The sequence below is a fragment of the Streptomyces sp. 8L genome (assembly GCF_020176795.1).
GTDB lineage: Bacteria > Actinomycetota > Actinomycetes > Streptomycetales > Streptomycetaceae > Streptomyces.
Genome location: NZ_JAIUKE010000347.1, coordinates 1 through 13,865, shown reverse-complemented (window position 1 = coordinate 13,865; position 13,865 = coordinate 1). Strand labels below are relative to the sequence as shown.

Here is a 13,865-nt window from a genome sequence, read left to right as displayed (position 1 = left end):
GGGGCGCGGCGGAGGGGGTCAGGGTCCGGCATGTCCGACCTGCATCAGCCGCACGCCGCGGCGGGTGACCAGTTGGGCGCGGCCCGGTGGCAGTGTGCGCGGCCGGGCCTCGCCGATGAACTTGCCCTCTTCTTTGGGGTAGGAGTGCAGCAGCGCCGGGCTGCCGAGTTCCCACATGCGGCGCAGCACCGGGTCCATCATGACGCGGCTCGCACCGGAGGTGGACCGGGAAATCACCATGTGCAGGCCGATGTTGGCCGAGTGCACGAGCATCGGGCCGAGGGCGTTCAGCGGGGAGTTGGACATGGACCCACCGCCGTACAGGTCGTAGTCGTCCAGGAGGATGAACAGCCGCGGCCCGCTCCACCAGTCGCGGCGGGGCAGACGCTCGGGAGCGATGTCGGGGCCGGGTATCCGCTTGCCGACCGACACCGCGGCGCTGTCGACGAGCGAGGTCAGGGCCTCACCGTCCACCGCGAAGCCCACCCGGTACTCCTCGGGGACGACGGCCAGCAGGTCGCGCCGGGTGTCGGCGAGCAGGATGCGTGCCTCCTCGGGCCGGTAGCGGCGGGTGATGGCATCGATGACGACGCGCAGCACGTTGGTCTTGCCGGTCTCGGCGTCACCGAACACCATCAGGTGCGGGGCGGTGGCGAAGTCGTGCCACACCGGGGACAGCCGCTGCTCGTCCCAGCCGAGGCAGACGCGCAGGTCGCCCTCGGGCCGAGGCAGTCTGTCGAGTGGCAGCCTGACGGGCAGCAGCCGCACCCCGGGCGCCGGAGCGCCGGTCCAGAAGGCGTCGATCTCGGCCACTGCGGCCTTGGTCGCCTCGGTGAGGCCGTCGGCGCCCGAGAAGCTGTCCAGCCGCGGCAGCGCCCCCATGAAGTGGAACTTGGACTTGGTCAGGCCACGGCCGGCCTGGGGCGGGACACTCTTCGCGAGCTTCGATCCGAACTCGGACTCCATGGCGTCGCCGAGCCGCAGTTCGAGTTTCGTGCCGAACAGGTCGCGGGCGCGCGGCCGGATCTCCGACCAGCGCACCGCGGAGGCGACGACATGGAGTCCGAACGACAGGCCGCGGGCGGCCAGATCGGTGATGCGGGGTTCGAGGTCCTCGAAGTCCTGCTTGATGGTCGACCAGTTGTCGACGACCAGGAAGACGTCACCGTACGGGTCGTCGATCTCACCGCGGTCACGCGCCTGCCGGTAGGCGCGCATCGACTCAAGACCGCGCTCGGTGAAGCGCTGTTCGCGTACTTCGAGCAACTGCGTCAGCTCCTCCACGGTGCGCTGCACCCGGTCGCGCTCCATCCGGGTGGCGATGGAGCCGACATGCGGCAGACCTGCCGTGGACTGGAGTCCGCCGCCGCCGAAGTCCAGGCAGTAGAACTGGACTTCGCGCGGGGTGTGGGTGAGGGCGAGCGACAGCATCAGGGTGCGCAGCATGGTGGACTTGCCGGTCTGCGGAGCGCCGGCCAGCGCCAGGTGTCCGTCCGCCCCGGACAGGTCGGCCACCAGCAGCTCGCGCAACTGCTCGAAGGGGCGGTCGACCATGCCGATCGGCACGCGCAGTCCGCCGAGCGCCGGATAGTCGCCCACGGTCATGCCGCGTTCGGGGTCGGGCACGATGCCCGGCAGCAACTGGTCGAGGCTGGGCGGGGATTCCAGCGGCGGCAGCCACACCTGGCGGGCCGGCGGCCCGGCCCCCTCCAGGCGTTCGATCAGGACGTCGAGCAGGCTCTCCTCGTCGTCGCCCGCGGGCTCGGGGAGCGGCCCGGCTCCCTGGGCGAACCGCTCGCCGGCCGTCTGGAACGCGTCCGGCGCCTCCGGCGCGTCCAGGGCCCGCGGCACACGCTGCTCCATGCCGAAGGCCACCACCTGACCGGAGCCGAGGGCGGCCTCGGCGGGTCGCGCGGCGGCGGTCTCCGGGCACGGCCCGGAGACATACGCGGCCTTGAAACGGGCCAGGTTGGTGGTGTCGACCTTCAGGTAGCCGTTGCCGGGGGCCGACGGCAGCTCGTAGGCGCTGCCCACCCCGATGACGCTGCGCGACTCCATCGAGGAGAAGGTCCGCAGCGCGATCTTGTACGACAGATGGCCCTCGACGCGGTGGATGCGTCCCTCGTCCAGGCGCTGCGAGGCCAGCAGGAGATGCACCCCGAGCGAGCGGCCGAGCCTGCCGATGGTGACGAACAGTTCCACGAACTCCGGCTTGTTCGCCAGCAGTTCGGAGAACTCGTCGACGACGATCAGCAGCGAGGGCAGCGGGGCGAGCGGCGCGCCGGCGAGCCGGGCCTTCTCGTAGTCGAACAGCGAGGAGTGGCCGCTCTCCCGCAGCACCTCCTGCCGCCTGATCATCTCGCCGTTGAGCGAGTCGCGCATGCGGTCCACGAGGTGGAGCTCGTCGGCGAGGTTGGTGATCACCGCGGAGGTGTGCGGCAGGCGGTCCATGTTGAGGAAGGTGGCGCCGCCCTTGAAGTCCACCAGCACGAAGTTGAGCACGTCGGAGGAGTGGGTCGCCGCCAGCCCGATGACCAGGGTGCGCACCAGCTCGCTCTTGCCGGAGCCGGTCGCGCCGATCAGGAGGCCGTGCGGGCCCATGCCGGTCTGCGCGGACTCCTTCAGGTCCAGCTCAAGCACCTCGTTGTCCTCGGTGATGCCGATGGGCACCCGCAGCCGGGCGCTCTGCGCGGCCCGGGTGCGCCACAGCGCGGCGACGTCGAAGGAGCGCGGGTCGCGGACGCCGAGCAGGGAACCGAGGTCGAAGTCGGTCTCCAGTGGTTCCTCGACGAGTTCCACACCGCCACCGGTGCGCATCGGGGCCAGCTGCCGGGCCAGGTCCTCGGCTGTCGTGCGGGTGAGCGTGTCGGCCCGCGCGGTGACGGAGCCGTCGGCCACCGGGTACTCCACCTCGCCGTCCCGTACGGTCAGCCGCAGCACGTGCGGGCCGCCGGTCATCCCCCCGGTGGCGTCGAGCAGCACGACGTTGTGGATGCCGCCGGTGAGCAGCCGGCAGGTCTCCGGGATGCGCACGCGGTAGGCGACGACGACGATCAGCGGCTCCGTCACCCGTGGCGGCGAACCGGAGCCGTACTCGGGGCGGTCGGCCACCTCCGCGCCCACCAGGCCGAGCAGTTCGTCGGGGTCCTCCGCCACCAGCCGCAGCGGACCCGCCTCGTCCTCCTGGTGTGCGTGGGCGTTGTGCGGCAGCCACTTCAGCCAGTTCCACTCCTCGCGGCCGACGGTGTCGGTGAGGACGGCGACGCGCAGCTCGTCCGGGCCGTGCAGGACGACGAGCTGGCCGAGCATGGCACGCAGCAGGCCGAGGGCTGCCGGGCCGTCGCCGGCGAACTCCACGCTGGTGAAGTGGCGCAGCGGCACCGACACCGGTACCTGGCCGACGGACTGGAACGCCTTGGTGAAGCGCCGCAGAGAGACGGCCGTCAGCGGTTCGAGGTCCTCGACCGGCCTGGTCTCCGGCGGCACCAGCTCCAGGCCGGCGCGGCTGCTGCCGACGCCTATCCGGACCCGCCCGAAGTCGTCGTTGCCGCCCCTGCGTTCCCACAGGCGGGAACCCGAGGCGAGGGACCACAGGTCCGCGGGGCGCGGGTTGTCCCAGGAGGCCGCGGCCCGCTGCTCGGCCGCGGCCTCCCTGGCGCGGGTGCGCAACTGGGCGAGGTAGCGCAGGTAGTCGCGGCGTTCCGCGCGCATCTTGCGCTTGCGCTCGGCGCCCTTCCTGCCGAGCTGTCCCAGCCCCATGCTGAGCATGGAGACGCCCATCATCCCGGACATCATGAACGTGGACGGAGACCGGGAACCGACCGTGAACATCATGCCCATGGCGCCCGCACCGAGGGCCATCGGCAGGAACGCCAGCGCGGAGGAGAGGCCCGCGGCGGCCTGCTCGCCGAGCACGGGAGGTTCGGCCAGCTCGATCTGTCCCTCGGGAGCTTGCGGACCGGATGCACGGGGCGGGCGTTTCACGACCACGGTGCTCATGTGCTGTCCTTCACGTACGTCGGCAGCTCCGCGGAGCTGCGGCCCGTCGGCGGGGCCGGTTTCAGGCTAGGAGCGGCGTCCCGGCCCCCACGCGCCCGAGCGGGAACGTTGTCCGCGGGAACAGGCCGGTCTGCCCGGTCGTCCAGCGGGGCGGGCCCGGGGCTTTCAGATGAGTCCGGCGCGGATGGCGTACGACACCGCGTGTGCGCGATTGCGCAGGCCCAGCCGCTTCATCGCCCCGTACAGCACGTACTTGATGGTGCGTTCGGAGAAACGCAGGCTCTCCGCTATCTCCGAGAGTTCCCGCCCTTCGGCGAGCAGCCGCAGCACGTCCACCTCGCGGGCGCTCACCCCGGTGGCGCTCAGTCCCCGGGGGGCGAGCACCTCGCGCTGGACCACCAGGATCTGTTCCATCAGCGCGCCCTGCAGCGGAGCGGGCAGGCTGCCGCCGCCCTGCGAGACGGCGACCAGCGTCGCGGCGAACTCGTCGGCGACGAAGGTGCCGCGGGGGACCACCGCGCGCACTCCGCGGTCGACGGCCGCGGAGAGGTCGGCCTCCCAGCGCCTGCCGACCACCACCACGAAGTGCATACTGCCCGGTTCGGCCTCGGCTTCCTCGGCGAGTCTGCGCAGCAGGCCCAGCGTCGACGCGTTCGCGACCTCGGTGACCACCACCGTGACGTCAGCGTCGCTCGCGGATTCCACGAGCGACAGCCGGTGGTCGTGCCGCACATAGCTGATGATCCCGGCACGCGTCAGTCCGTCGGACGAGTGAACCGCCACATTCACGCTGCCAACGAGCACTTCCTGCCGCATCGACGCCCTCCTGTTTCGAGGTCTGAACCTTTCCGAGGATGCTGTCACGCACATATCAACCCATGACGGACTTGTCCATCCCCCCTCGGCTAGCCACAGGGAAAGGTGGCGCGCCCGCCGACCGCTCGGTGCGCGTGATCTCCGCCCAGCCGGTCCGTTCCCGGTCCGGCCCTCGCAGCACAGCCGTCACGAGCTCCGTGCGGGAGCGCACTCCGTTGCGTGCGAACAAGCGGGTCAGCCGGTTGGCGATCGCGTCGGGGCTGAGCCCGAGCACCGCGGCGGCCTGCCGGTTGCTCAGCCCTTCGGAGACGAGTGTGGCCAGCAGACGGTCGTTCTCCAGCAGGGCTCCCTCACGATCGGGCGCCGTCAGGCCGGCCCCGCGCATGGCGGCCCGTACCCAAAAGCGCCACAGCGGCGCGTCCACCCGGTCGAAGAGCTCGTATGCCTCGGTCAGCCGCTCCCGGGGGTTCTCGTCGAGCCGCGCCGCGGCGAGCAGCGTCGTGGCGGTCTCGAACGGCTGCCGCCGGTGGCGGGCGAGTGCCACGGCGTCCGCCAGCAACGCCCGGGCGGTGTCCGGGTCGTCCGCCTCGTGCAGCCGGGCGGACGCCAGCAGATGGAGCAGCCGGCTCCGCCCGTCCTCCGTCCGCGCCGCGACCTCCCCCAGCCGTCGTACGCACTCCGCCGCGCCCCGCGGATCTCCCGCCTCGACGAGCAGACCGGCCAGCTCGGCCAGCAGTTCGTCGGTCGCGAAGACCTCGCCGTGCGCCCGTGCGGTCTCCAGGCCGCGCCGCAACAGCCGTACGGCTTCCGCCGGCTCGCCGAGCGCCCGCGCGATCTCGGCCTCGGCGCGGTCCAGCACGTGGCGTGGCTCCGCGATGCGGCCGAGGCCCTCGCGGATGTCGTCGATCAGCCTCCGTGCGGTGCCGATCCGGCCGCGGGCCAGGAGAATCACCGTGGCACGCTCGGCATGGACATGGAGGTGCAGGCTGGCCGCGACCGGGTGGCCGTTCGCCGTCAGCCAGCGCAGATCCGCCATCGCCTCGTCCCAGCGGCCCTCCAACCTGTGCCAGGGGAACCGGACATGGGTGGGCATGTCCTCGACCGACAGCCGCCTGGCGGCCAGCAGGTCGTTCGCTCCCCGCAGATCGCCCTGGCCGAGGAGTTGCTGCACCTGCAGCAGGGACACCAGGTACCGGCTCAGCTCGGACAGGCCGTCGGTCTCCGGCATCGCGAGGGTGCGCCGGAATCGCTCCGGCCGGCCCAGCGCCAGCTCGAACACACCACGGCAGACCTCGGGCAGCACCCGGGCGGGGCCCGCGCCGCTCCACATCCTCTCGGCCCGCGCCAGCACGTCCCCTGCCTTCTCCCAGCGGCCCAGGCAGCCCAACGCCACCGCGCGGCCCAGCGCGACGGCCGCGGGGGTCCGCACCAGCGGCCACCACCAGCGGGCCTCGGTCATCCGGGACAGCTCCGGCAGATCGCCCGTCCCCGAGGCCGCTCCCACCAGCGCGCTCACACAGGCCTGGAGCGTCTCCTCGGCGAGGCCGCCCCGGCCCGCGGCTGATCGCAGCAACTCCTCGACGGTTCCCCTGACACTGCCGTGGTCGGCCTCGACGGAGGCGCGCACGACCCGGGCGAGCAGCAACCGGTCGCGCACACCGGTGTCACCGGTCAGCTGGTCAGCCGCCCTGAGCCACCGCAGTGTGCGGCGCTGTCCGGGGGCGCGTCCCATCCGCTCCGCGGCGGCGACGAGCTCCGCCACGGCCCGATCGGCGTCCACCAGGGTGCCGGCCTCGACGATCCGGTCCGGCAGATAGGTGTCCGCGGCTGCTTCGTCCACGACGCGGACCGCCGGTGCCGAGCCGGCCTCCCCTTCACCGGGCCCGGCCTCTGCCGCCCACAACGCCTCCACCGCCGCCGCTGCCAGGCGGCCCCGTTCCAGCGGGCCCAACCGCTCCCGCACGAGGTGTTCCACGAGGGGAATCCGGAACGTCCAGCCGCCGGCTTCACCGTCCTCGCGCACCGGCAGCTCCTCGACGACCCCCGCTGCGACCAACTCACGCAGGCCGAGGCGGATTTCGTCCGGCGGCAGTCCCGCCACCCGGGCGGTCAGCACGCTCGCGGCCGGGCCCAGCGGCCACAGCACGCTCAGCGCCGAGGCGACCGCGACCGCCGGCTCGCCCAGCGCGTGCAGCGCCCGCGTGAACCGGTTGTCACGCGGCACCGCGGGCAGCACCCCGGCGATGTCCAGCAGCGCCCGCTCGCCCACCCGCTCCATGTCACCCTGCCGGGCCCACTCGGCCAGCAGGACGTCGACCGCGGCGGGAAGGCCCCGGCTCAGCCGGTGCACCAGTTCGGCCAGGGCGTTGCCAGGAGCCGCCCCCGACCGCCGCGCCAGCAGGGCCGCCACGGCCGCCGGCTCCAGGGGCGACAGCTCGATCGTCCCGGCCGGGGTGGCGCGGGCCTCCAGCGGGCCGCTCGCGCCACCGCCGTCCGGCGTCCACGGCCGGTTCGCCGGCGCGCCGGCCCTGAGCAGCGACAGCACCAGACGGACGGACGGCGCCCCCTTCCCGGTGGTGAGCCCGGTGGTGAGCCCGGTGGTGAGCCCGGTGGCGAGCCCGGCGATCAGGCCGACGGACGCGTCGTCCGCGTACTGCGCGTCGTCCACGAACAGCATCGTCGGAGCCGCGTCCGCCAGCGCCGCGGCGAGCGCGTCCGCCGCGGCGGCCCGGTCGCCGTGCTCGACGGCGGCCATCATCTCCACGAGCGGATCGCCGGCCCGCCGTTGGCCGCCCGTCTCGGCCCGGGGCCGCTCCAGGGCCCTCAGCAGCCGCAGCGCCAGCAGGTAGGGCTGTTCGCGGTCCTCGGGCGCGCAGTCCACCGAGAGCACCACGGCACCGGCCGCGCGCTGTCTGCGGGCGGCGGCCCGCAGGAACGCGGTGCGGCCCGCGCCGCGTTCGCCCACGACGCGGACCAGACGCGGTCCTTCGGGATCGCCGAGGGCGCGGTCGATGCGGGCCGCCTCCCGCTCACGGCCGTCGAGGGGTTCTTCCCACTCGGCACGCACGGCCGGCGTGCCGCCGTCCGCCTCGGTCTCGGCCACCAGGTCTCCCCGGCGGCGGCTGTCGGAGCCGGCGGCCGCCGCGGTATGACGGTCCGCTCGCGGGGTCTCGCCGTACAAAGGCACCTTTCCTCCTGGTGGTTCGGGCTCACGTCCGAAGCGCGGCGCTCCGGGGAGGGGGCGGCGCCGATCCGCGCGTCCCGGTGGTGCGAAGACCGGGACCCCGCCCGCGCCGGACGGCGATGCGGTGGGTCCGGATTATCTCCACTCACTGCCCCGCGGTGGGAAACGGAAGGGGACACACTGCCTGTCCGGACGGGTCCCCTGCGTACGGCCGGGAAGAACGAGGCGCGCGGGACCCGTGGCAGGTGGGCGCGCAGTTCCGACGGCCTGGCTCCGGCACCGGACAGGCCGGTCCCAGCTTCCCCGGCCAACGCGCCTCCGCCGCCCGGGCGTTCGGAGGCCCACACCGCGTCCTGCCGCGGGACGCCGCCACCGTTGTGTGCGCCGGCCTGCCCCGGTACGGCAAGGGCGGGACGGCCGTCAGCGCGTCCGCGGCCACGTCTGTCGGCAGGCGCCCGGGGGGCGACGGCGGCGGGAGGGCCGCGCTCGGAGCGAGTCCGGTCCCGGAGCCCTGTCATTCCGCCTGCGACGACTGGACCACGAGCCGCGGTCGACGGCGCCGCGGCCACGTCGTTCACCGCCGGGCCGACCCGTTCAGCCGTGGTCCGAGCCGGCCCAGGCGCCCGTTCAGCCGCGCTGCCGCGAGCTCCGACCGGGACCGGCATCCGGTCTGCCGGAACAGCCGGGTCAGACGCTGCTCCACCGTCTTCTCGCTGCACGTCAGTTGGACGGCGATCTGCCGGTTCGTCGCTCCTCTGGTGACCATCTCGACCAGACGCAGGTCCAGTTCGCCCTGCTCCTCGCCGACAGCGCGCCGCCTGGGCGCCGTGACGTTGAGCCCGCGCATGCGCGCCCTGTGTCCGAGCGGGGACCGCTCGATGTGCCGGAAGCCCAGGGAGTAGGCCTCCTCGATCGCGGCGGCAAGCCAGGGCTCCGGGTCGCCGTCCGCCAAGGCACCCATCTCCAGGCACAGCAGCTTGAACGGCCTGTCCCCCGCCGCGGCCAGACCGAGCACCTGTCTGACGCCTTCCGGGTCCTGGCGCAGCACCGACCTCGCGAGCATCATCACCTCACCGGCCCTCGGTGCGGCGGACTCCTCGTACAGCGCTTCGAGTTCGGCCATGGCCCGGTGGCTGACCTCCGGCCTCTCCCCGTAGACGCCGTACTGGAAAAGCCGCGCCAGGAGCCGCTCCAGCCCGGCCAGCAGACCGTTCTCGCGCGCCCGCCGCACATCGCGCCGGGCGCCGTCGAACGCCTCCTCCGGGTTCCCCGCCCGGTAGCGCACCCCCAGCCGGACCCAGCCGCCCAGTGGATGCGCGACGGTGTCGGGAACCTGTCCGAGCCACGCCAGGGCCCGCTGCTGCTCTCCCATCGCACAGTGGATCTCGGCCGCGAGCACTCGGGCCAGGACGCCGACGCCGGCCGCCCCTGGGGGCCGGAAGCGCGCTGCGATTCCGCGCGCGTACGACAGGGCCTCCTCCCAGCGCCCCGCGACATACGCGTTGACCATCGCGTGGTAGCGCTCGGCGACGGTGCCCCAGGAGGTCTGGCACGATCTCGTCAGGATCTCGGCGAACGCCCCGGCCAGATCACCGTAGCCCGCGGCGGTGCGCACCGCTTCGAGGCCCTTGTCACCGAGTCCGCCCGGGGGCAGGTCGCCGTGGGCGGCCCGCAAGGCGTCACCGCCGCCGACGGCCGCGGCCAGCAGCCGCAGTTGCGCGGGAGACGGCAGGACGGCATCGGGTGCCCCGACCGAGATCCGCGTGAGGACGTCGGACGCCTCGCCCGCGAATCCCCCGCCGGCCGGCCCGGTGCCCGGCGCCGCCACCCCGGAGAGGCCGAGGCCCGCTCCCCGCGCGGCACGCTGACCGCCGCCGCGCGTTCCGACGAGCGGTGACCCCCCGGCGGCCGTCCCCTCGCCCGGTGTCGCGCCGTGGGGTGCCTGTCGTGGCGTACCGCCCGCGTCCGGCAGTCCCCGGCGCGGTCCTGGCACGATCGGGCCGATCCCGTAGCGGCCGCCGAGACCTGCCAGTTCGGGCCCCCCGGGCACCTGCCGTACCACCGCCCACGGCTCCGCGTTCTCGCCGTCGGGCCCCAGGTGTTCGTACAACGCGGCCAGGCCCCAGGTCATGGCGGGAGACCCCAACTCCGCCGGTACGGGCCCCGGCCCGGCGGCGACGGTGGCGCACAGCGGCCCGCCCAGCGCGAGCAGGCCGACGTGATCGGCGTTGCGCCAGGCCAGCACGGCCGCCGTGCGCAGTACGCGCGTACGGGAGGGGTGACCGGCCGGCAGGTACCGGAGCGCTTCCAGGTAGGCGCGTACCGCGCGGTCCGGTGCTCCGCCGGCGTACGCGCCCGCGGCCGTCAGCAGCAGGGGGCCGGCGACCTCGCCGTCCACCAGACCGCCCGCCGCCATCACATGCTCGGCCAGTCGGGGGTGGTCGGCGCCCGCCGCAGGACCCAGCCTGGCGACGGCCGACGCGACGATCGCCGCGTGCGCCGCGGGCAGGTCGCCGGAGGGGGTCGATCTGCGCAGCGCCGCGGCCAGGGCGGGTACGGCGAACGACAGGGCCCCGGCCGGGTCGACGGTCAGCACGTGGTGGGACACCAGCATGTCCACGGTCCGTGCCGCTTCGTTGGAAAACCGCGGCACCCGCCGCACCTTGTCCTGCACATCGCTCAGCCGGAACTCCGCCGCACCGGTCAGATGGGCGAGTACGACCGCCCCGCCCAGGACAGCCGCGTCGACCGGCAGCCCGGGGCAGGCGACACGCCACGCCTCCCGCACGGTCCCGCCCAGGCGAAGGGCGTCACGCCCGTCCAGCAGACGCACCCGGCCGTCGACGTCCAGCAGCCCGCCGTCCTCCGTCAGCGCTCCGACGACGGACAGCAGCGCCCGCGGATTGCCCGCCAGCGGCCCCAGCGAGCGCATGACCGCACGCGCCGCCTCGGAGTCGCAGGGGCGGCCCAGCCATTGGCCGATGAGCGTCCGCACGTCGTCCGCCGCCAGCGGCGGCAGGTCCAGCACCCGGTCGGCGGCGGCGCACAGCCCCCGGTCCGCCCGCCCGGGGCCCTCCGAGCGGCAGGCCAGCACCACCGGCAGTCCGGCGGGCCGGAACGCGCGCAGCATCAGCCCGAGCGCCGAGCCGGTCGGCGCGGGCATCCGTTCGCAGTCGTCCACGACCAGCGCGAACGGGAAGTAGTGAGCCGCGTCGGCCAGCATCCTGCCCATGGCCGACAGCACGGTCAGATCGCCGTCCAGATCCGCGGTGCGCAGTGCCGCCCGGCGGATCTCAGTGACGCGCACCGGGAGCCGGCCGTCGTGCACCTCGGCGAGTACCCGGCAGACGGCGTCGGCCAGCGCGGGCACCCCGGGCCGGCCTTCCGCCGACTCCCAGGCCAGGCGGTGCACTCTGCCGCCCTCGCCGGCCACGATCCGCCGTGCCTCCGCCAGCACGGCCGTCCTGCCCGCTCCGGCGGCCCCGGTCAGCGCCAGCGTGTGCGCCGGGCCCGCGCCTCTCAGGGTCTCGGCCACGGCACGGACTTCGTCGTCTCTTCCCACCAGAACGGGCCGGTGCTGTGACACCCGATCCCTCCTTACTCACCAGGCACGTCAACCGGGAGAGGCCGGCAGCCCCTCCCCCTGACGCGTTCCCGACGGCGCCGGCATCCGACTGCCGAGCGGCGTGCTCAAGGGGCGCCTCGCGGGTCGGTCCGAGCCTGTCCTCAGCCTGACGGCAACGGCTCCGACCGGACGAGAGGCAGAATTTCCATCCTTCAAAAGATTCCCGCCACGTCCGGGACGCCCCGGACGCGCGGTCCCGCGTCGCTCCTCGGTACGGGGACATCCGTACATCGAGTCTGTACACAATGGCCTGGTACCGAGCAGACCATTCGGGAGGCAATGGCCTGATGATCGGCCGGTACCCAGTGATGTATACACCGGGCGCCGAACGGAACCGGTGTGACGGGTGAACGTTGTGCCCGGAGTCCGTGGAGAGAGCGACACGCATGTGGGGCTTCCGGTGGCGGCCCGGCCGCGACGTGTCTACGGGCCGTCCGACGGACGCGCCGCGCGCAGCGCGTTTATGGCGGAGAAGGCGACGCTGAGAGCGTCACGGTGCCGGATTACAGATGGTTCAGGGTGTGCGAACCGCCGAAGGACGCGCCGAGGTTGATGGCGGCGCTGACGGCTACGACGAGCCGTGGAACAGGCCGGAAAGGCGCTCCGGCGGCGCGGGGGCGTGGAGATGACGTTCGTCATGGGGAGGTCTCCGCGGATTCGGTGGTCGAAGGCATGCTCGACGCTATCGACCGGCCTCCGCTCCGGACGATCCCGCAGACTGCTCGGCCGGAGGTAGCGCGGGCATGTCCCTCCGGGGTACAGCAGGCTGTAGCGTTTCGCGGCCTGCTCCCGCCGGGCCGCCCGAAGCGCCCACGGCACGTGACGCGTGACGCTCGCCGGCATCGGGCTGCTGTTGGCGGGCCCCGCGCCGGGCGCGCTGCGCGCCCCGGCCCGCGCCGGGGCCACGAGGTCGTCGCACGCGATCGCGGTCTGCCCGCGCATGGTGCGGGAGACGGGTCAGGTGGGCTTCTTGAGGTGGTTGGGGGTCTTGCCGAGACCGTCGGCGCACTCGCGTGAGTCGTGGTCGAAGACCATGGTGCGGGGCTCGTCAGGGGTGCAGGCGCGCCAGCCAGGATCGTCACCGTGTGCGAAGCGGACAAGGGCGGTATGCATCCGCTCGGCGAGGTGCTGGGGTGCGTCGGGGCCGAGGAGTTCGGGGGCCTGCGGTGCGGTGAGGTGGTCGAAGGCGAAGGGGAGGTCGGCGCAGTGGGCGGCGCCGAAAAGCGGGGCGGGCCAGGCGAATTGGTAGGTGTAGGTGGGTGTGCCGGCCTGGGCGGCGGTGTTGGCTATGCGGCGGGCGGGGCGCCTGAACGTACGGTCGCTGAGCGCCTGGGCGAGGGCGTGACCGGGATTGCCGGTGCCGAGGCCGGCGAGGTAGGCGTCGAGGTCCTCGGCGACGTATCCGAGATTGGCCATGCCCTCAAGCGCGGCCTCGGTGCTGGGTGCGGAGGTGAGGTCACCGAGGAGGAAGTTCCATTCCTGTGCCGTCGTCCCGATCAGCAGCGCCTCCACCGCGCCGGGGACGGCGAGTGCTCGTTCGGGCGTGGTGGTGACGACCTCGCCGTCCAGGGTGGGCTGCCAGCGCAGGGCGTCCCGGCCTGCCTGGCGGGCGCGATCGTCGACACTCTCGGCGGGTATGCGCACCTCTCCGGGCAACCACGCTTCCTCAAGTTCCATGCGGCGCGCGACCCGCGTGGCGGAGACGGCCTGGCGGGTGGGCGGTACGCCGAGTTGGCCGGCGAAGTCGGAGGAGAGCTGCTTCATACGGTCCAGCGGGGCGAGCAGCGGGGTGCCGGCGCTCATGGCGACCAGGCGGCGGAACAGGCCCCGGGCGGCAGGGGCGCCGGTGAGGGCGAGGGCGGCGCTCGCGCCGGCGGACTGTCCGGCCAGGGTGACGTTGTCGGGATCGCCGCCGAAGGCTGCGATATTGTCGCGTACCCAGGTCAGGGCGGCGGTGATGTCGAGCAGGGCGCGGTTGGCGACCTGGTCGTCCAGGATCATGAACCCTTCGGCGGCGACACGGTAGTTGGGGACGACGAAGACGATGCCGTCGCGGGCGAAGGCGGCTCCGTCGTACCAGGGGCTGGCGTTGCTGCCGGTGAAGAAGCCGCCTCCGTAGAGCCACACGGCCACAGGGAAGGGCCCCTCACCCTGGGCAGGGGCGAAAACGTTGAGGTTGAGGGCGTCATCGCCCGCGATGACGGGGTCGGGGAAGAGTTCCTGGCCGACGTGCGGGTGGGC

The 13,865-nt window shown here is 73.5% G+C and carries 5 protein-coding genes; all 5 read right to left on the bottom strand.

Going from position 1 to position 13,865, the window contains the following annotated elements:
- Positions 1-18 precede the first annotated feature (18 nt).
- Positions 19-3,999, bottom strand: coding sequence for a type VII secretion protein EccCa (eccCa, locus tag LCE31_RS25945; RefSeq protein ID WP_225018203.1), 3,981 nt, complete (start codon positions 3,997-3,999; stop codon positions 19-21).
- Between the two features lie 165 nt (positions 4,000-4,164).
- The gene (locus LCE31_RS25940) at positions 4,165-4,815 is read right to left on the bottom strand and encodes a helix-turn-helix transcriptional regulator (RefSeq protein WP_225018201.1); all 651 of its coding nucleotides are present in this window, start codon (positions 4,813-4,815) and stop codon (positions 4,165-4,167) included.
- A gap of 55 nt (positions 4,816-4,870) precedes the next feature.
- On the bottom strand, positions 4,871-7,918 hold the full coding sequence (locus LCE31_RS25935; RefSeq protein ID WP_225018199.1) for an AAA family ATPase: 3,048 nt from the start codon (positions 7,916-7,918) through the stop codon (positions 4,871-4,873).
- A 655-nt stretch (positions 7,919-8,573) separates the two neighbouring features.
- Positions 8,574-11,561, bottom strand: a complete 2,988-nt coding sequence (locus LCE31_RS25930; protein ID WP_225018205.1) for a helix-turn-helix transcriptional regulator — start codon at positions 11,559-11,561, stop codon at positions 8,574-8,576.
- A 1,020-nt stretch (positions 11,562-12,581) separates the two neighbouring features.
- A partial coding sequence (locus tag LCE31_RS25925) for a carboxylesterase family protein (protein ID WP_225018191.1) occupies positions 12,582-13,865 on the bottom strand: 1,284 nt, incomplete at its 5' end.